Source organism: Shinella sp. GW821-FHT10F02 (genome assembly GCF_058809275.1).
The window spans coordinates 199,556-218,521 of sequence record NZ_JBXASL010000004.1; the positions used below are offsets into that span (position 1 = coordinate 199,556).

The 18,966-nt window shown below is 64.7% G+C and carries 20 protein-coding genes and 1 tRNA gene; 12 read left to right on the forward strand and 9 right to left on the reverse strand.

Translation table 11 applies throughout. The annotated features are described in order from the left end of the window. Positions 1-2: 2 nt before the first annotated feature. The 7 genes from AC1RWL_RS14080 to AC1RWL_RS14110 all read right to left on the reverse strand — a co-directional run bounded on the left by AC1RWL_RS14080 (position 3) and on the right by AC1RWL_RS14110 (position 10,110). Complete coding sequence (locus AC1RWL_RS14080; RefSeq protein WP_493095038.1) at positions 3-1,610, reverse strand: carboxyl transferase domain-containing protein; 1,608 nt, start codon at positions 1,608-1,610, stop codon at positions 3-5. Continuing rightward, positions 1,610-2,758 carry an isovaleryl-CoA dehydrogenase gene (locus AC1RWL_RS14085; protein ID WP_414714044.1) on the reverse strand — a complete coding sequence of 383 codons (1,149 nt, stop codon included), beginning with the start codon at positions 2,756-2,758 and terminating at the stop codon, positions 1,610-1,612. Before AC1RWL_RS14085 ends, AC1RWL_RS14080 begins: the two co-directional genes overlap by 1 nt. A gap of 40 nt (positions 2,759-2,798) precedes the next feature. Continuing rightward, positions 2,799-6,260 (reverse strand): indolepyruvate ferredoxin oxidoreductase family protein, encoded by a 3,462-nt coding sequence (locus tag AC1RWL_RS14090; protein ID WP_493095039.1) that lies wholly within the window; start codon positions 6,258-6,260, stop codon positions 2,799-2,801. A gap of 164 nt (positions 6,261-6,424) precedes the next feature. Beyond that, the gene (locus tag AC1RWL_RS14095) at positions 6,425-6,892 is read right to left on the reverse strand and encodes an Lrp/AsnC family transcriptional regulator (protein ID WP_493158383.1); all 468 of its coding nucleotides are present in this window, start codon (positions 6,890-6,892) and stop codon (positions 6,425-6,427) included. A 3-nt stretch (positions 6,893-6,895) separates the two neighbouring features. Further along, positions 6,896-8,047 (reverse strand): fumarylacetoacetate hydrolase family protein, encoded by a 1,152-nt coding sequence (locus AC1RWL_RS14100; RefSeq protein WP_493095308.1) that lies wholly within the window; start codon positions 8,045-8,047, stop codon positions 6,896-6,898. A 96-nt stretch (positions 8,048-8,143) separates the two neighbouring features. Next, positions 8,144-8,821, reverse strand: coding sequence for a permease (locus AC1RWL_RS14105; RefSeq protein WP_493095040.1), 678 nt, complete (start codon positions 8,819-8,821; stop codon positions 8,144-8,146). 98 nt (positions 8,822-8,919) lie between these two features. After that, entirely contained in the window at positions 8,920-10,110 is a 1,191-nt protein-coding gene (locus AC1RWL_RS14110; RefSeq protein ID WP_256117871.1) for an MFS transporter, read from the reverse strand. A gap of 79 nt (positions 10,111-10,189) precedes the next feature. Between AC1RWL_RS14110 and AC1RWL_RS14115 the strand changes: the two genes are divergently transcribed. After that, complete coding sequence (locus AC1RWL_RS14115) at positions 10,190-11,212, forward strand: AraC family transcriptional regulator (RefSeq protein WP_493095041.1); 1,023 nt, start codon at positions 10,190-10,192, stop codon at positions 11,210-11,212. Positions 11,213-11,421: 209 nt separating this feature from the next. Then, positions 11,422-12,036, forward strand: a complete 615-nt coding sequence (locus tag AC1RWL_RS14120) for a hypothetical protein (RefSeq protein ID WP_493095042.1) — start codon at positions 11,422-11,424, stop codon at positions 12,034-12,036. A 4-nt stretch (positions 12,037-12,040) separates the two neighbouring features. On the opposite strand, the gene AC1RWL_RS14125 is transcribed toward AC1RWL_RS14120, so the two are convergent. Next, entirely contained in the window at positions 12,041-12,286 is a 246-nt protein-coding gene (locus tag AC1RWL_RS14125; protein WP_493095043.1) for a hypothetical protein, read from the reverse strand. A gap of 218 nt (positions 12,287-12,504) precedes the next feature. Here AC1RWL_RS14125 and AC1RWL_RS14130 point away from each other — a divergent pair, with 218 nt between their 5' ends. After that, on the forward strand, positions 12,505-12,753 hold the full coding sequence (locus tag AC1RWL_RS14130) for a hypothetical protein (RefSeq protein ID WP_439625910.1): 249 nt from the start codon (positions 12,505-12,507) through the stop codon (positions 12,751-12,753). 146 nt (positions 12,754-12,899) lie between these two features. Here the strand turns inward: AC1RWL_RS14130 and AC1RWL_RS14135 are convergent. After that, positions 12,900-12,974: transfer RNA gene (locus AC1RWL_RS14135), tRNA-Thr, on the reverse strand. 149 nt (positions 12,975-13,123) lie between these two features. On the opposite strand from AC1RWL_RS14135, the gene AC1RWL_RS14140 reads away from it, so the two are divergent. The 9 genes from AC1RWL_RS14140 to yacG all read left to right on the forward strand — a co-directional run bounded on the left by AC1RWL_RS14140 (position 13,124) and on the right by yacG (position 18,858). Beyond that, a complete protein-coding gene (locus tag AC1RWL_RS14140; RefSeq protein ID WP_493095044.1) occupies positions 13,124-13,324 on the forward strand; it encodes a hypothetical protein in 201 nt (66 codons plus the stop codon). Between the two features lie 169 nt (positions 13,325-13,493). Continuing rightward, positions 13,494-14,786 carry a UDP-N-acetylglucosamine 1-carboxyvinyltransferase gene (gene murA, locus AC1RWL_RS14145; protein ID WP_493095045.1) on the forward strand — a complete coding sequence of 431 codons (1,293 nt, stop codon included), beginning with the start codon at positions 13,494-13,496 and terminating at the stop codon, positions 14,784-14,786. 101 nt (positions 14,787-14,887) lie between these two features. Further along, complete coding sequence (locus AC1RWL_RS14150; protein ID WP_493095046.1) at positions 14,888-15,325, forward strand: DUF2948 family protein; 438 nt, start codon at positions 14,888-14,890, stop codon at positions 15,323-15,325. A 47-nt stretch (positions 15,326-15,372) separates the two neighbouring features. Beyond that, a complete protein-coding gene (gene hisD, locus AC1RWL_RS14155; protein WP_493095047.1) occupies positions 15,373-16,671 on the forward strand; it encodes a histidinol dehydrogenase in 1,299 nt (432 codons plus the stop codon). 3 nt (positions 16,672-16,674) lie between these two features. Beyond that, a complete protein-coding gene (locus AC1RWL_RS14160) occupies positions 16,675-17,151 on the forward strand; it encodes a UPF0262 family protein (protein WP_256117886.1) in 477 nt (158 codons plus the stop codon). 4 nt (positions 17,152-17,155) lie between these two features. Further along, a complete protein-coding gene (locus tag AC1RWL_RS14165) occupies positions 17,156-17,617 on the forward strand; it encodes an arsenate-mycothiol transferase ArsC (RefSeq protein WP_435269649.1) in 462 nt (153 codons plus the stop codon). Between the two features lie 145 nt (positions 17,618-17,762). Further along, the gene (gene infA, locus AC1RWL_RS14170; RefSeq protein WP_007759621.1) at positions 17,763-17,981 is read left to right on the forward strand and encodes a translation initiation factor IF-1; all 219 of its coding nucleotides are present in this window, start codon (positions 17,763-17,765) and stop codon (positions 17,979-17,981) included. Positions 17,982-18,026: 45 nt separating this feature from the next. Then, the gene (locus tag AC1RWL_RS14175; protein WP_256117889.1) at positions 18,027-18,647 is read left to right on the forward strand and encodes a Maf-like protein; all 621 of its coding nucleotides are present in this window, start codon (positions 18,027-18,029) and stop codon (positions 18,645-18,647) included. 1 nt (position 18,648) lies between these two features. Beyond that, positions 18,649-18,858, forward strand: a complete 210-nt coding sequence (yacG, locus tag AC1RWL_RS14180; RefSeq protein ID WP_439631469.1) for a DNA gyrase inhibitor YacG — start codon at positions 18,649-18,651, stop codon at positions 18,856-18,858. The last annotated feature ends 108 nt before the right edge of the window (positions 18,859-18,966 follow it).

Consider the following 18,966-nt stretch of genomic DNA (forward strand, 5'->3'; position numbering starts at 1 on the left):
CTTTACATCCGGAAGATGCCGAATCGGGTGGGCTCGATGGGCGCGTTGAGGGTCGCCGAAAGCGAAAGCGCCAGCACATCGCGGGTCTTGCGCGGGTCGACGATACCGTCGTCCCACAGTCGCGCGGAAGCATAGAGCGGGTGGCTTTGGCGGGCGAACATGTCGATGGTCGGCTGCTTGAAGGCGGCCTCCTCTTGCGTGCTCCAGCTGCCGCCGGTGCGCTCTATGCCCTCGCGCTTGACGGTGGCCAGCACGCCGGCCGCCTGCTCGCCGCCCATGACGGAGATGCGGCTGTTCGGCCAGGTCCAAAGGAACCGCGGCGAATAGGCCCGGCCGCACATGCCGTAATTGCCCGCACCGTAGGAGCCGCCGATCAGCACGGTGATTTTCGGCACATTCGCGGTGGCGACCGTCATGACGAGCTTGGCGCCGTTCTTGGCGATGCCCTCCGCCTCGTATTTGCGTCCGACCATGAAGCCGGTGATGTTTTGCAGGAAGACGAGCGGGATACCGCGCTGGGCGCAGAGCTCGATGAAATGCGCGCCCTTCAGCGCTGCTTCGGAGAAGAGCACCCCGTTGTTGGCGATGATGCCGACGGGCAGGCCATGCAGGGCGGCGAAGCCGCAGACGAGCGTCGTGCCGAAGCGGGCCTTGAACTCGTCGAAGCGGGAACCGTCGACCACGCGAGCGATCACCTCGCGCACGTCATAGGCCGTGCGGGTGTCGGCTGGCACGATGCCGAGCAGCTCTTCCGGATCGTAAAGAGGTGCGTCGCCGTCGCCCGATTTCGTAACGTCCGGCTTACGCGTGTTGAGATTGGCGGCGATCTGGCGGGCGATGGCGAGTGCGTGCCGGTCGTCGCGGGCGAGATGATCGGCGACGCCAGAGAGGCGGGTGTGCACGTCGCCGCCACCAAGGTCTTCGGCCGTCACGATCTCGCCCGTCGCGGCCTTCACCAGCGGCGGGCCGGCGAGGAAGATCGTGCCCTGGTTTTCGACGATGACCGTCTCGTCGCTCATCGCCGGAACATAGGCACCGCCCGCCGTGCAGCTTCCCATGACGACGGCGACCTGCGGGATGCCGGCGGCGGACATCTGCGCCTGGTTGTAGAAGATGCGGCCGAAATGATCGCGGTCGGGGAACACCTCGTCCTGGTTCGGCAGGTTGGCGCCGCCGGAATCGACGAGGTAGATGCAGGGCAGCCTGTTCTCTGCCGCAATCTCTTGCGCACGCAGATGTTTTTTCACGGTGATCGGGTAGTAGGTGCCGCCCTTCACCGTCGCGTCGTTGCAGACGATCATGCATTCGCGGCCGGAGACGCGGCCGATGCCGGCAATCATGCCGCCGGAGGGCGAGGCGCCGTCATAGAGGCCGTGGCCGGCGGTGAGGCCGATTTCCAGGAAGGGGGAGCCGGGGTCGAGGAGTTGCGCGACGCGGTCGCGCGGCAGCAGTTTGCCGCGGGAAACGTGGCGGTCGCGCGCCTTTGCGCCGCCGCCATCCATGGCGAGGCTGGTCGCCTCCTCCACCAGCGCCAGCGCGTCGAGCATCGCCTTGCGGTTTGCCGCAAAGGTCTCGCTGCGGGTGTTCACGGCCGAGGGGATGACCGGCATCACAGCGTCTCCTGGAAGATTTCGCGGCCGATCAGCATACGGCGGATTTCCGACGTGCCGGCGCCGATCTCGTAGAGTTTCGCGTCGCGCAGCAAACGGCCCGTCGGGTAGTCGTTGATGTAGCCGTTGCCGCCTAGCGCCTGGATGGCTTCGAGCGCGAGTTTCGTCGCCATTTCGGCGGAGAAGAGGATGCAGCCGGCGGCGTCCTTGCGCGTCGTCTCGCCACGGTCGCAAGCGCTCGCGACGGCGTAGACATAGGCGCGGGCAGCGTTGAAGGCGACATACATGTCGGCGACCTTGCCCTGCATCAGCTGGAATTCGCCGATCGACTGGCCGAACTGTTTTCGCTCATGCAGGTAGGGCACGACCACGTCGAGGCAGGCGGCCATGATGCCGAGCGGGCCGCCGGAGAGCACGACGCGCTCGTAATCGAGGCCGGACATCAGCACGTTGACGCCGCGCCCCACCGTGCCCATCACGTTCTCCTCTGGCACCTCACAATCGGTAAAGACCAGCTCGCAGGTGTTGGAACCACGCATGCCGAGCTTGTCGAGTTTCTGGGCGGTCGAGAAGCCGGCAAAACCCTTTTCTATGAGGAAGGCGGTGATGCCGCGGGAGCCGGCCTCCGGGTCGGTCTTGGCGTAGACGACCAGCACGTCCGCGTCGGGGCCGTTGGTGATCCACATCTTGTTGCCGTTCAGCACGTAGCGGTCGCCGCGCTTTTCGGCCTTGAGCTTCATGGAGACGACGTCGGAGCCGGCACCCGGCTCGGACATGGCCAGCGCGCCGACATTCTCGCCGGAAATCAGTTTTGGGAGGTATTTCTGGCGCTGCTCCGGCGTCGCGTTGCGCACGAGCTGGTTGACGCAGAGGTTGGAATGGGCGCCGTAGCTGAGGCCCACCGAGGCCGAGGCGCGGCTGATCTCCTCCATCGCCACGCAATGGGCGACATAGCCCATGCCGGAGCCGCCATAGCTCTCCGGCGCGGTGATGCCGAGCAGGCCGAGATCACCCATCTCCCGCCAGAGCGGCATGGGGAAACTGTTGCTGCGGTCGATTTCGGCCGCCTGCGGAGCGATGCGGTCCGTCGCGAAACGCCGCACGCTTTCGCGCAACGCCTCGATGTCCTCGCCGAGCCCGAAACTCATTCCGGCTTCATACATGTTCGTCCTCCCCAATTTCGCGACCTCAGGCGGCCGTCTTCTGCTGCCCTGCCGTGTCGAATGCCGCGCGCATCTGCGGTTCACGCGCCCTCACCCGCTTCGCCGCCTCCTCCTTCACCGGTCCGTAGCCCCGAATCTCGCCGTAAAGCGTGAGAAGCGCAACGGCGGTGTCGAGGGTCTCGCGGCGAAGATTTTGCAGCACATGCGCCACCAGGGCCTCGTAGTCGGCGATGAGCTGGCGTTCCATGCGGCGTTCTTCCGTGCGGCCGAACGGGTCGAAGGCCGTTCCGCGCAGCCCCTTGAGCTTTGCGAGCAGGCCGAATGCCGGCAGCATCCAGCGGCCGAAGCGGCGCTTTTTCGGCCGGCCGTTGGCGTCTTCGCCCTTCAGGAACGGTGGCGCGAGGTTGAAGGCGATGCGGTAATTGCCCTCGAACTGTTCTGTCAGCCCCGCCTTGAAGGCGGGATCAGTGAAGAGCCGCGCCACCTCGTACTCGTCCTTATAGGCGAGGAGCTGGGCGTAGACATGGGCGACGGTGCGGGTCAGCCGGTCGTCGGGGCCGAGCGCCTTTTCCGCCTGGCGGACCTTGTCGACGAGGGCGGTGTAGCGGCCCGCGAGCGCCGTGTTCTGATAGGCTGTCAGGTGCTTGACGCGGTGGGCGATCAGGTCCGGCGTCGCCATGGTTTCCAGCGTTGCCGGGCGTTTTCCGGGCTCCAGCAGGCGCTCGGCGCGGGCCGGATCGGCGGCGATCAGGCGGCCCCAGCCGAAGGCGGAGAGCGTGGCATCGACGGCCACCCCGTTCAGCGCGATTGCCTGTTCGATCGACTGGCGCGTCAGCGGGATCAGGCCCTTCTGCCAGGCGAAGCCCGTCATCAGGATGTTCGTCGCCATGGCATTGCCGGCGACCTTTTCCGCGATGGTCGTGAAATCGAGCAGGTGCGAGGGGTCGCGCAGGGCAGCACGCACCGTGCGCTCGACATCGCCGCGGCGGAAATCGAAGTCGCGCTTTCGCACGAAATCGGCGACCGGCGTCAGCTTGGTGTTGACGACGCCGGTCGTGCGGTGGTGGTCGCAGAGCGTCACGGCGTCCTTCGACGAGGCTACGACGTCGTCGGCGGCGATCAGCAGGTCCGCACCGCCGGTGATGATGCGGGGCGAGGAGACGTCCTGGTCGTGCAGGCCGATGCGCAGGTGGCTCATCACGGCGCCGCCCTTTTGCGCAAGGCCGGCCATGTCGAGGATCATCGGCGACTTGCCGTCGAGATGGGCGGCCATGCCGAGGATGGCACTGATCGTGAGGATGCCCGTGCCGCCGATGCCGGCGATGGCGACATTGTAGGAACGGTCGCCGATCCGGACGATCTCCGGTTCGGGGATGCCAGTGAGGTCCGGGTTCGAGCGAGCGGTCTTGCGCAGGCGTCCGCCTTCCACCGTCACGAAGGAGGGGCAAAAGCCCTTGAGGCAGGAATAGTCCTTGTTGCAGGTCGACTGGTTGATCTTGCGCTTGCGACCGAGTTCCGTGTCGAGCGGCTCGACGGAAACGCAGTTCGACTGGGTGGAACAGTCGCCACAGCCTTCGCAGACGGCCGGGTTGATCATCAGGCGGACCGGCGGGTCCTCCATCAGGCCGCGCGAGCGGCGGCGGCGTTTTTCGGCCGCACAGGTCTGCACGTAGACGATGGCCGAACAGCCGGGCGCATCGCGGATATCGCGCATCACCCGGTCCATCTCGTCGCGATGACGAATGATGACACCCGGCGCGAGCATGGATGGCGAATAGGCTTCCGGGTGGTCGGAGACGAGATAGATCGGCGCGACGCCTTCGTCATAGATCTGGCGCGTCACCGCCTCGGGGCTGATCGGCCCGTCGACGGCCTGCCCGCCGGTCATCGCAACCGCGTCGTTATAGAGCAGCTTGTAGGTGATGTTGACGCGCGCGGCGACCGACTGGCGGATCGCCAGGATGCCGGAATGGTAATAGGTGCCGTCGCCGAGATTGACGAAGATGTGTTTCTCGTCGGTGAAGGGCGCGATGCCGGACCACGGCACGCCCTCGGCGCCCATATGGGTGAAGGTCGTGGTGTCGCGGTCCATCCACTGGACCATGTAATGACAGCCGATGCCGGCCGTTGCGCGGCTTCCTTCGGGCACTTTCGTGGACGTGTTATGCGGACAGCCGGAGCAGAAATAGGGCACGCGCTCGATGGGGGCTGCGTGCGCCTTGCGGATCTTCTCGCGCTCCAGCAGGTAGGCGAGTTCGTCGGCGATGACCTTCTTGAGGCCGGCGTCGAACTCGAAATGCAGGAGGCGCGCGGCAATCGCCCGGGCCACCATGCCGACGGTCAGCGCCTGCGACAGCGGCAGGAAGGCATGGTCCTCATGGTCGAACTTGCCGATGATGCGCGGGCGCTCGCCGTGGTGCCAGTTGAAGAGCTGCTGCTTGATCTGGTTTTCGATGATCTCGCGGCGTTCCTCGACGACGAGCACCTCTTCGAGCCCCTGAGAGAACTCGCGCACACCCTCCGGCTCCAGCGGCCAGGGCATGCGGACCTTGTAGATGCGCATGCCGATCTCGGCCATTTCCGCCGGGCCGAGGGAGAGTTCCTTCAGCGCCTGGAGCACGTCCTCATAGGCCTTGCCCGAAGCGATGATGCCGAAGCGCGCCTTCGGCACGTCATGCGTCACCTCGTCCACCCGGTTGGCGCGGGCAAAGGCGATTGCGGCATAGCCCTTGTAGGTCTGCAACCGCTCGTCCTGCGGCAGCGGCGGATCGGGCCAGCGCAGGCTGAGGCCGCCCGGCGGCAGTTCGAAATTCTCGGGCAGGACGAACTGCCGGCGCTCGCCGGCAAGATCGACGGAGGCGGTGGTCTCGACCGTATCCGAGATGAACTTCATGCCGACCCAGCAGCCGGAATAGCGCGACATGGCGGTGCCGAGCAGGCCGTATTCGACGAATTCGTGGATCGACGAGGGATAGAGCACCGGCATCAGCGCCGACATGAAGGCGTGGTCGGACTGGTGCGGGATGGAGGACGACTTTGCCGAATGGTCGTCGCCGGCAAAACAGAGCACGCCGCCATGTTTCGAGGTGCCGGCGGCATTGGCGTGCTTGAACACGTCGCCGCAGCGATCGACGCCCGGCCCCTTGCCGTACCAGTAGCCGGCGACGCCATCTTTCAGCGCGCCCGGCGAGAGGTGAAGCTGCTGGGTGCCCCAGACGGCGGCGGCGGCCAAGTCCTCGTTGACGCCCGGCCGGAACACGATGTCGTGCGCCGCCAGGTGCTTGCCGGCTTTGGCAAGCTGCTGGTCGTAACTTCCGAGTGGTGATCCGCGATAACCCGAGATGAATGCGGCGGTGTTCAGCCCCGCGGCACGGTCGCGCCGCATCTGAACGATCGGCAGGCGCACGAGTGCCTGGATGCCGGAAAGGAAGATCCTCCCACTTTCCGCCGTATACTTGTCCTCGAGAGAAAAGCTCTGCTTCAGCATGACTTCCTCCTCGATGGCCCTCCTGCGTGAAAGCCATCCTCCATATGTAGGAGCCTACGCCCGGATTGGGAGGAGCGGGTCCTTATTTTCCCCTTGCAGCATCACGATTTAGGAATGGCATCCGCAAAGCGGGCCTCTCAACGCAAAGCCATCCTAGTGGCGCGTCAGATCGGTACGCGGTGGGTGTTCTTCAGCTCGTCGAGGGCGAAGCTGGAATTGACGAATCCGACGCCGGGAAGCTTCAGCAGCGCCTTCTTCAGGATCTCCTCGTACTGGCGCACATTGCTCGTCAGCACGCGCAGAACATAGTCGTGCTCGCCGGTCATCGAATAACATTGCACGACCTCGGGCATGTTCTTCACCGCTTTTTCGAACTCCAGCAGCGTCTCCTCGTCATGCTGCTTCAGCCGCACGAAACAGAAGACGGAAACCTCGAAGCCGACGAGTTTCGGGTCGATCGCGACGATGCGGCCGCGGATGATGCCGAGGCGCTCCATCTCCTTGATGCGCCGCCAGCACGGCGTGTGGCTTAGGCCCACGCGCTCGCCGATCTCGGCCACCGTCAGGTCCGGTTCGCTCTGGAGCAGCCGCAGGATCTTGCGGCTCGTCTCGTCCATGCCGCCCTCGGCCATGGACTAGAGAAGCCCGCGAGAGGAGAGATTGCGCATCAGCGCGGTGATGCCGAAGGTCCAGGGCGGGCATTCGGTGGAAAGGCGGACCGTGTTGGTGAGCGCGCCCAGTTCGGCATTGGAGATCGTCACGCGGTCGCCGGTCTTGTGGGTAAAACCCTGGCCCGGCGCATCGCGGTCTTCCACCGGCGCAAACAGCGTGCCCATGAACAGCATGAAGCCGTCGGGATATTGATGATGTTTTCCGATGGTCTGGGACACGAGATCGAGCGGATCGCGGCTGATCTCGCGCATCGTGCTGCGGCCCTTCAGCACGAAACCGTCCTCGCCTTCGATCAGGAGATCGAGATCGGCCTTGCGCACGTCGTCGATCGCATAGGTCTCGTCGAACAGGCGGATGAAGGGACCGATGGCGGAAGAGGCATTGTTGTCCTTCGCCTTGCCGAGCAGGAGCGCTGAGCGGCCTTCCACGTCACGCAGGTTCACGTCGTTGCCGAGCGTGGCGCCCTTCACGCGACCCTGGCTGTCGACGGCGAGCACGATTTCCGGCTCCGGATTGTTCCACTTGGAAATCGGATGCAGGCCGACCGAGGCGCCCCAGCCGACGGAGGCGAGCACCGGTGCCTTGGTGAAGACCTCCGCATCCGGCCCGATGCCGACTTCGAGATATTGCGACCAGACGCCCTCCTCGATCAGCGCCGCCTTGACCTTGGCGGCCGCGTCCGAGCCCGCCTTCAGGTCGCGCAGACTGTCGCCGATGATCGCGGTGACGCGGCCGCGCACCTTTTCCGCCATGGCCGGATTGCCCGCCGCCTTCTCCTCGATGACCCGTTCGATCATCGACCGGGCGAAGGTCACGCCACAGGCCTTGACGGCCTGGAGATCGCAGGGAGCGAGGAGGTGAAGGCGGGAGAAATCGCCCGCGCCTTCGACCGAGGTTTCGAGCACGGCGTCAACGGCGCCGAGAGATTCGCCCGGCGCAGCGCGGGCAACCGCGGCCGGATCGTCCTTTTCCAGGAGATCGCGCATCGTCGGGAGATCCGCCGACGTGATGTCGAAGAGCGTGCCGTCGCGCACGACCACGATGGCCGGCCCCTGCACATCCGGACGCCAGACGCGCCCGACAAAGGTTCCCCGCGAAAAATCTCCTGCCGTCACCGTCACGCGCGTTCCTCCCAGAATCCTCGTCCCGAGTTCTAGACCGAAAGAGGCGCCGGCGAACAGGGCGAAGACGGCCGCTGGCCGATTTTCCGCTCAGCCATGCACACCGAGCGCATGGGCGACGATGATCGTCGCGGCCAGCAGCAGCACCGTCGCTTCCGCCACCGTCCGCAGGACGAGCCAGGCGGCCGCAAGACGACCCACATGCAGATCATGCTCGAACCAGCGGACCTCGACGATGACGTACCAGAGCAGCGACAGCAGCGAGATCGCCGTGCCGACGGCGACCATCTCCTGGTGGCCGGTGCGGGCGATGTTCATGCCGGCGCTGAGCCCGAAGGCAAAAGGAGCCGCGACGTAGCACTGGCTGTAGAAGGGCGGCTTCAGCGTCTCGCGGTCAAGCGCCGCGCCCGTGCGCCCCAGCAGCCGCACGGCCATCAGCAGCGGAAAGATGCTGAAAAGGAAGGCGCGAAAAATCAGGAGATTGGTGTCGTTGCGCAGCATCTCCGGCAGCATGGCATCGTCCCGGTGGGCGATCAGCGCCAGTTCGAGCCCATGGGCGAAGAGCAGCGTCAGCAAGAGGAAGAGCGGCGGGCTCAGCGTATCCTTGTAGCGCTCCTCCTGCGCATCGCCGAGTTCGACATCGGCATAACGCATCATCTGCTGCGGCCGGCGCAGGGTGCGCCAGAGCGTGACCGGATAGAACACGAGCCAGGAGACGAGCTCGTAGAGAAGTTCTTCCAGCGACTGCAAGAGACGCATGAAATCCATTTTAGGCATCCCCGGTGGCGCGGCCGTTCCGGCATACCGGGTTTTCACGCCAACGAGAAGGCTTGGAAATGGCGGCCCCGGCGGAGCCGCCATTCATGTCACGCCGGGCGGGTGTGCACGGCCGAAACGATGGTGATCGCGGCCAGGAACAGCACCACGCCGCTTGCGACGAAGACGCTCGAAACACCGTTCGCATCGAACAGCGCCCCACCGGCAGCGGCACCGGTCGCGATCGCGAAGTTGATCGCGGCGACGAAGAGGCCGCCCGCACTTTCGGCTTCATCCGGCACGGCGCGGGTGATCCAGGTCGACCAGGCAACCGGCACCGCACCGAAGGCGAGGCCCCAGAGCGCCACCATGGCGGCATCGGCCACGAGATCGCCGCCGAACATCGAGAGCGACAGCGCCAGCGCGCCCATCACGACCGGCATGATCGTCAGCGTCAGGCGCATGGAGCGCTCCAAGAGCACGGCGCCCAGATAATTGCCGAAGAAGGTGGCGATGCCGAAGCCGAGCAGCACGGCCGAAACACCTTCCACGCCGACGCCCGTTACATTCTCAAGGAACGGCCTGATATAGGTGAAGAAGGCGAAGTGGCCGGTGAAGACGAGCAGGATCGCGAACATCGCGAAGCCCACGCCCGGTCGCGCCAGAACCTCGATCAGCGTTCCGAAGCGCGAATGCCCGCGCGGCGGCAGCGACGGCAAGGTCGCAAGCTGCACGACGAGCGCCAGCGCGCCGAGCACGGCGGCCCCGAGGAAGACATTCCGCCAACCGACGATATCGCCGACATAACTTCCGACCGGCGCGGCGAACACCGTCGCCGCCGAAACGCCGAGGAACATCACCGACAGCGCCTTCGGCACCACGGCCTCCGGCACCAGCCGCATCATGGTCGCGGCCGAAAGCGTCCAGAACCCGCCGAGCGCCATGCCGAGCAGCACGCGGCCGACGAGCAGCATGGCGAGGTTCGACGACATCGCCACGAGCAGGTTGGAAAAGATCAGCAGGACCGAAAGGCCGATCAGCACGAGCCGGCGGTCGAGCTTGCGTGTCACCACCGTGATCAAGAGGCTGGTCACCAGCGCCACCGCGGCCGTCGCCGTTACGGCCTGTCCGGCCATGCCCTCCGAAATCCTCAAATCCGCCGCCATCGGCGTCAGCAGGCTTGCGGGCAGAAATTCCGCGCCCACCAGCCCGAACACGCCGAGCGTCATCGCGATCACGGCCCCCCAAGCCGGCCGGACATCCGCCTCGCTCTCCGGCGCGGCTATCGTTGCATCCGTCATGTGCAGTCCCTTTCCTGTTGCAATGCGTGCTCCAACAGGTGGGTTGAAATGCCAGACGCACAATGCCATTTTATCCGCAATGTTTGATCGATCGTCCGACCCAGCCAAAAATGCGCATGATCCCGTCAGCGAACTCCTGATGGGCATGCGCCTGCGCGGTGCGAGCTATGGCAGGCTCCAGCTGACGCCGCCCTTCGGTATCCGCTTTCCGGCGGGTCCGGAAGCCCGTTTCCACTTCGTCGCCCGCGGCAAGGTCTTTTTGCGAACGCATGGCGAGGCGGGCCGCGAACTCGCCTGCGGCGATGCCGTGCTGCTGCCAAGCGGCGGGCCGCACGAGATCGTCACCGGCCCGAACGTCCAGATACGCGATTACGACAGCTACAAGATGACACCGCTCTGCCCCGACGTGGCGGCGGTGGAGGCCTGCGTCAAGGAGACGAGCCGGGAAAACGATACGCTGATCTTCACCGGCCGCATGGAATTCGAGCTCGACACGCTGCATCCGCTCGTCGGCCTCATGCCGCAGGTCATGTCCGTCGGCGCGCTGATCGGCCGCCAGCCGGAACTGATGCCGCTGCTCGACGCCATGGAGCGGGAAATGTCGGAGGAGCGCGTCGGCGCGGCCGGTATCCTCGCCCGCCTTGCCGACGTCATCGCCGCCTCCATCGTGCGTGGCTGGGTGGAATGCGGCTGCGGCGACGCGACGGGATGGATCGAGGCGCTGCGCGACCCGCGCCTCGGCCGCGTCATCGCCGCGCTGCACCGCGAGCCCGGCCGCAACTGGACGCTCGCCGAGATGGCGCACGAGATGGGCAGCTCCCGCTCGGTCTTCGCCAAGCGTTTCGTCGACGTCACCGGTATGACGCCGCAGCGCTACGTGCTGGCGCTGCGCATGCGGCTCGCCGAACAATGGTTCCGCCGCGACAAGCTCTCCATCGACACCGCCGCCCGCCGCCTCGGCTTCGGCTCCCAAGCCGCCTTCGCCCGCGCCTTCAAACGCGTCGTCGGCGAACCACCCGGTCATACGCGCAAGAAGGCGGCGCCGAACGGGGCGGAGCTGGGCAAAATGGGACGGGGAAATGGTGCCGCCGGAAGGCCTTGACCTGGATCGCGGTGTTTACGGGCATTGACGCCGTCTAGCGGGAAGGTAGGCTGGCGGCGAGAGGTATTTTTTGCCTACTCCTTGCCACCATGCTCGCATTGGCTTGATGGTGGGGCTTCTGCGCCTGAAACAACACCTTAAAATTGCATATTATACTAAGGACAGTCTTTTGAGCGAGGCCGACCGGCCTGAACACTGGGGGATGACCAATGACATTTGAGAGCATGGGAGACCTGAACAAGGGCTGGGGAATATGCGGGTTCACCAGTTGTTTCTACGCACTGTACGAGGATCTGGCCGGCACGCCGACCCATGCCAGGATCATCAATGGATCCGTGGCGTTCAATGTCCTCGCGGAAATCAAAACCTATCTGCGAATTCTGCAGGCTGAAGGGCGGCTGGCCGACATCCAGGACATTGAAACTTTTTGCCAGTCCTTCGGCGGCGCCTATGCCAAGTTCACGGTCGCCGACTACTGCAAAAAGATATCGGACGCCGTTCGGTACAGCGACGCGGAAGTGCTGAAACAGGACTTCTCGATTGGCCTGCCACCCACAACCGTCAAGGATTACCTCACCAGAATTTGGGGAATGGATTCAAAAGTCTATCGAGGCACCGACCCCGGCGGCCAATCCATAATCGGCATGACGCACAAGGGATCGTCGACCGGGTGCGACGGCCTGGTTCACTACATGTACAGGGCAAGAAACGGAAAAATCTACAGCTGGGGCCATCCGCCTTATTCAACAATCGAAGCTGCTGCCGATGGCGGCGCACCCCGCCGGAAAGGCTGGCAGATCGGCTGGGTGATCACCCTAAAATAAACGGCTATTCGCCCGATTTGCTCAGGTGCTCGATCAAGGAGCGAACTTTTCCTGTCGCATAGACGATATCTTCGCGCGGCATGTGGACGGTTATCTCAACCTCTTTCCAACCCGCGCCATTCTCGCGAGCATAGATCACGCCGGCCTTCAACGAGGGCAAGACTGCGACTTCGTCATCTGCGGTCCAAAGCTGAACCGAGCATTGAGCATCGGCATATTTCGAGAATGCGCCGGTTGGATCGAAAGCCATAAAATTCTCCAAGCATTTTGCCGAATGAGGTTCAGGCGCCTCGGCGCTTTGCAACACCTATAGAAAAAGCAGGTCGTACACTACTCTCGCCAGCCAAGCACGGTTTGGCACAGGAGGGCGGCACCTGTTCCATACGGAACTGCCGGCGGGGCGGCGATATGAGACCTTCTGATCACCGGATGAGAGAGGCTCATCCCTAACCAACCAGGAGAGACCCCATGCGCAAGTTCATCATTTCCGCCACCGTCGCCATCGTCGCCGCCGTTTCCTTCGCCGCTCCGTCCCAGGCCGGCAACTACGGTTACGGTTACAAGAGCTACGGCCATAAGAGCTACAGCTACGGCCACAAGAGCTATGGTCATAAGAGCTACGGCTACAAGAGCCACTACAAGTCCTACGGCCACGCCAAGCGCTGGAACCCTTACGGCGGCAAGGTCGTCATCAAGTTCGGCTACAACCACTACTGATCCCAGCTGGCGATCAAAGCCATCCTTTGAAGCCCGGATGTTCACGCATTCGGGCTTTGGGCTTTTGGAGTTAGGTCGCCGCTTGTTCTACTATTTTCGCGCGCCATCGCGTCAAACCGCAAACGCCTGAAAATCAACGGGGAAAATGGTGCTGCTAGAGAGATTTGAACTCTCGGCCTCTCCCTTACCAAGGGAGTGCTCTACCCCTGAGCTATAGCAGCATCTTGCGAAGCGGAAGGCGCTTTCGCGTGAGCGAGGGCCTATTGCCACAGGTGATCGGGCAGCGCAAGCGCCGATGTGGCGATTGTCGAAACAAATCTGACACGGACCACGCTTTTTTCCCGCGGGCAAGTTCGCTAAGAGGAGAGGTATGAGTGGTAATGACGACAAGAAGAGCGGGAAGATCCGCACGGAAGCGGAGATCCGCGCCGAGCGGCTGGCCAAGACGCTGCGCGACAATCTCCAGCGCCGCAAGCAGCAGGCGCGTTCGCGTCGCGCGGGCGCGGCGGATGAGACCGTCGGGCTACCCGGCGGCGTGCCTGCCGCAAAAAAAGACGAATCGGACGCTTAGTCGAGCGGGTCTTCACCTTGAAGGCTACGGGGGTGGTTGCGAACCGGGTGCGCGAAAAAAGGCGGGCGGCCGGCATGGACTTCATTTTTCGATTGCGATGCTCTAAAGAGGCCGCCATCTCCGAAAGCCGAAATTCTTTGAGAAAGGCGGGCCCGGCCCGTAATCGCACATGGATCGCATCCGAATTGTAGGCGGCAACGAACTCAAGGGCACCATCCCGATTTCCGGCGCCAAGAATGCTGCGCTGCCGCTGATGATCGCCTCGCTGCTCACCGACGACACGCTGACGCTCGAAAACGTGCCGCATCTGGCCGATGTCGAGCAGCTTATCCGCATCCTCGGCAACCACGGCGCCGACATTTCCGTCAACGGCCGCCGCGAGCGCCAGGGGGAAGGCTATTCCCGCACAGTCCACTTCACCTCGCGCAACATCGTCGATACGACGGCGCCCTACGAGCTCGTCTCGAAGATGCGCGCGTCGTTCTGGGTCATCGGCCCGCTGCTCGCCCGCGAGGGCAAGGCCCGCGTCTCGCTGCCGGGCGGCTGCGCCATCGGCACGCGGCCGGTCGACCTCTTCATCGAGGCGCTGACGACGCTTGGCGCCAAGATCGAGATCGACGGCGGTTATATCGAGGCGACGGCGCCGCAGGGCGGCCTGATCGGCGCGCGCTACACCTTCCCCAAGGTTTCGGTGGGCGCCACGCATGTCCTGATGATGGCGGCGACGCTTGCGCGCGGCACGACGGTGATCGGCAATGCCGCCCGCGAGCCGGAAGTGCAGGATCTCGCCAAGTGCCTGAACGCCATGGGTGCGAAGATCACCGGCGCCGGCACGGCCACCATCACCATCGAAGGCGTCGACCAGCTCTCCGGCGCGCGCCACCGCGTGCTGCCGGACCGCATCGAGACCGGCACCTATGCCATGGCCGTCGCCATGACCGGCGGCGACGTCGTGCTGGAAGGCACGGACGCCTCCCTGCTCGATACCGCCCTTGAGGCGATCCGCCGCTCCGGCGCCGAAATCACCTCCACGGAAAGCGGCCTTCGCGTCGTGCGCAATGGCGGCGGCATCAAGCCGGTCGACGTGGTGACGGACCCCTTCCCCGGCTTCCCGACCGACCTGCAGGCGCAGTTCATGGGCCTGATGACCAAGTCGAGCGGCATTTCGCACATCACCGAGACGATCTTCGAAAACCGCTTCATGCATGTGCAGGAGCTGGCCCGCCTCGGCGCGAAGATCTCGCTCTCCGGCCAGACGGCCAAGATCGAGGGCGTCGAGCGGCTGCGCGGTGCGCCGGTCATGGCGACGGACCTTCGTGCCTCCGTCTCGCTCGTCATCGCCGGCCTTGCCGCGGAAGGCGAGACCATGGTGTCGCGCGTCTACCATCTCGACCGCGGCTTCGAGCGGCTGGAAGAGAAGCTCACGCGCTGCGGCGCCGTGGTCGAGCGCGTCAGCGACTGATCTTCGAAACGCGGCGGAGTTGCAGTCCGCCGCATACCGTCCTATCTCGTGATGGAAGATCGGGATGCCGCAAACCCGCAGCACCCCCGGGAAGGACCACTATGGACAGCCTGAAACTGCTTGCCCTCGACACGGAAGACTTGTCCGTCGTCTCGGCCCATCTCCAGGACGCGGTCTTCAAGACCGACGGCCTCTCCTATGACGCCCGCCACCACGTCTTTTCCGTCGTCGTCAACCGCTTCGTCTGGGAAACGGCGACCGGCCGCGGCAAGGCTTTCGAGCGCCGCCGCGCCGTGGTCGCCTTCAAGCGCGTCAATGCCGTGCGTTCGCTCGGGATCGACCGGAAGGACAAGGACAGCGTCTTCTCCCTGCTCGCCGTCAATTTCACGCCGCAGGGTGAAGGGCCTGACGGCACGCTGGAACTCGTGCTCTCCGGCAATGCCTCCGTCGCGCTCGATGTGGAATGCGTCGAAGTTCAGCTTGCAGATACCGGCGGAGCATGGGAAACCAGCTTGAAACCCCGCCATCCGGCGGTTTGAGGCAGGCGCCGGCGATTTTTCGCCGGAAGACGACAGGGACGGACGACTTGGCGATCAGACTTGACTACCAGAGCAGCGATTTCGAAAGCCGGTTCGCTGCCTTCCTGACGACCAAGCGGGAAGTCTCCGAAGACGTCAATGCCATCGTGCGCACGATCATCGACGACGTGCGCGCCCGCGGCGATGCAGCCCTTGCCGACTATTCCAAGAAGTTCGACGGCCTCGATTTTGCGACCACCTCCATGCGCGTGTCGCTGGAGGAGATCGAACAGGCCTATGACGCCGTCGACCCGAAGATCATCGCCGCCCTGGAACTCGCCGCCCAGCGCATCGAGAAGCACCACGCCCGCCAGCGGCCGAAGGACGACATCTACGAGGACGATATCGGCGTGGGCCTCGGCTCGCGCTGGACGGCGATCGATGCCGTCGGCCTCTACGTTCCGGGTGGCACCGCGAGCTATCCGAGCTCGGTGCTGATGAATGCGGTGCCGGCCAAGGTGGCCGGCGTGCCGCGCGTCGTCATGGTGGTGCCGGCGAAGAGCGGCGAGATCAACCCGGCCGTGCTTGCCGCGGCCCGCATCGCGGGCGTCGACGAAATCTACCGCATCGGCGGCGCGCAGGCCGTCGCGGCGCTCGCCTACGGCACCGAGACGATCCGGCCGGTCGCCAAGATCACCGGCCCTGGCAATGCCTTCGTCGCCGCCGCCAAGCGCCATGTCTTCGGCACCGTCGGCATCGACATGATCGCCGGCCCCTCCGAAGTCCTCGTCATCGCCGATGCGGAGAACGATCCGGACTGGCTTGCCGCCGACCTGCTCGCCCAGGCCGAGCACGATGTCGGCGCCCAGTCGATCCTCGTCACCGACAGCCTGGCGCTGGCCGAGGCGGTGGAAGCCGCCGTGGAGCGCCAACTGAAGACGCTGGAGCGCGCGGAAACCGCGGCGGAGAGCTGGCGCGATTTCGGCGCCGTCATCATCGTGCCGAACCTGAAAAAGGCCATTCCGCTGGCAAACCGCATCGCCGCCGAGCACCTGGAGATCGCGACCGCCGATCCGGATGCGCTGATGGGCGAAATCCGCAATGCCGGCGCCATCTTCGTCGGGCGCCACACGCCGGAAGTCATCGGCGATTATGTCGGCGGCTCCAACCATGTGCTGCCGACCGCCCGTTCCGCCCGCTTCTCGTCCGGCCTTTCGGTGCTCGACTATATGAAGCGCACCTCGATCCTGCGGCTCGGCCCGGATCAGCTGCGCGCGCTCGGCCCCGCCGCCATCACGCTTGCCGAAGCCGAAGGGCTCGGCGCCCATGCCCGTTCGGTCGCCATCCGGCTCAACCGGGAAGGATAGGCGATGGGCACGAGTGGCAGTTTCCGCCTCTGCGACGTGGTGCTGGACGACACGATCGGTCGCGCCACGCCGGACGTGGAGCACGAGCGTGCCGTTGCCATCTTCGACCTCATCGAGGAAAATTCCTTCGAGCCGATCGGCCATGCCGGCGGCCCCTATCGCCTGAACATCTCGCTTCTCGATTCCAAGCTCGTCTTCGCCATCCGCACCGAGGCGGGCGATCCGGTCGCCACCCATATCCTTTCGCTCACGCCGTTCCGGCGCATCGTGAAGGACTATTTCATGATCTGCGAAAGCTATTACCAGGCGATCCGCTCGGCGACGCCCAGCCAGATCGAGGCGATCGACATGGGCCGGCGCGGCATCCACAACGAGGGCTCGCAGACGCTGATGGACCGTCTTTCGGGCAAGATCAAATTCGACTTCGACACCGCCCGCCGCCTGTTTACGCTCGTCTGCGTTCTCTACTGGCGCGGGTGAGCGGATGGAGGGTGTTTCCCCCGTACCCGAGGAAGCAAAGTCGCGAACGCCCCGTTCGATCCTCTTCATGTGCCGCATGAATGCCGTGCGCTCTCCGATGGCCGAGACCATCGCCCGCAGCCTGCTGCCCGGCACCTATGTCGCTTCCGCCGGCGTGCGCCCCGGCGAGCGCGACCCGTTCGTCGATGCCGTGCTGAACGAGGTGGGCCTGTCGCTCGGCCGCCACTCGCCCCATTCGCTGGATGAGCTGGAGGACGACTATTTCGACCTCATCGTGACGTTGGCGCCCGAGGCGCATCATGCGGCGCTGGAACTCACCCGCTCCATGGCCGTCGACGTCATGTACTGGCCGACGCCCGACCCGACGGTCGCGACCGGCACGCGCGAGCAGATCCTCTCCTCCTACCGGGAGGTTCGCGAGTTCCTGAAAATGCTGATAGAGAAGCGTTTGAAGGCCCCCGGATAGGCGCCAGACAGGCCGATTTCCAGCAAATGCAGAAAGCCGGCGCTTCGGTGTTCACAAAGGACCGGGGATTGTGTAGTTTCCGGCAAATTTTTCGAGGCGGGCATCCGGCTCGCCCTCATCCACCCTACAGGAATAACATCACAAGATGGCAAAAGAAGAAGTCCTCGAATTTCCCGGCATCGTGACGGAACTGCTCCCGAACGCCACGTTCCGCGTCAAGCTCGAAAACGAGCACGAGATCATCGCGCACACCGCTGGCCGCATGCGCAAGAACCGCATCCGCGTTCTCGCCGGCGACAAGGTTCTGGTCGAGATGACCCCGTACGACCTCACCAAGGGCCGCATCACCTACCGTTTCAAGTAAGCCAAAGGGCTGCGTCTTTCTTTCAAGGCGCTTCCCGGAGACCCCATGGCGCAGAACGACAAGCTCATCCTTGCATCCGGCTCGCCGCGCCGCGTCGAGCTGCTCGCGCAGGCGGGCATCGAGCCCACGCGCCTGATGCCGATGGATATCGACGAGACGCCGAAGCGCTCCGAGCATCCCCGCTCGCTGGCACGGCGCCTGTCTACCGGCAAGGCGCAGGCGGCACTTGCCGCCATCAAGGGCGACCCGGCCTATGCCGGCAGCTATATCCTCGCCGCCGACACGGTCGTCTCGGTCGGCCGGCGCATCCTGCCGAAGACGGAGATGATCGACGAGGCGTCGAGCGCCCTGCATCTCTTGTCCGGCCGCAGCCACCGCGTCTTCACCGGCGTGTGCCTCATCACGCCGGACCGCACCGTGCGCCAGAAGGTCATCGACACCAAGGTGCGCTTCAAGCGCCTGTCGACCACCGATATCGAACGCTACCTCGCCTCCGGCCAGTGGCGCGGCAAGGCGGGCGGCTACGGCATCCAGGGCATTGCCGGCAGCTTCGTCGTGAAGCTGGTCGGCTCCTACACCAATGTCGTCGGCCTGCCGCTCTACGAGACGCTCACGCTGCTCTCCGGCGAAGGTTTCGACGTGCATGCCGGCTGGGCGGACGCCTGACATGAGCGGTGAGAACGAAAAACCGGTCGCAAAGGTCGCGCCGCTGCGCAAGGCCGTGCCCTGCCCGATCTGCCGCCGCCCCTCCGCCCGAGAGCACTATCCCTTCTGTTCGGATCGCTGCCGCGACGTCGACCTCAACCGCTGGCTCTCCGGCTCCTACGCCATCCCCGTCGCCGACGACGAGGCGAAAGCCGACGAAGACGACGTGTGACAATCCCTGTCACACGAAGAAAACCTAATCTTTTCCGATATTTGAAAAGCCCGCCATTTTTCCCGCAAAAAACCGCCGACAGGGCTGGACACATTTTTGCAAGATGCT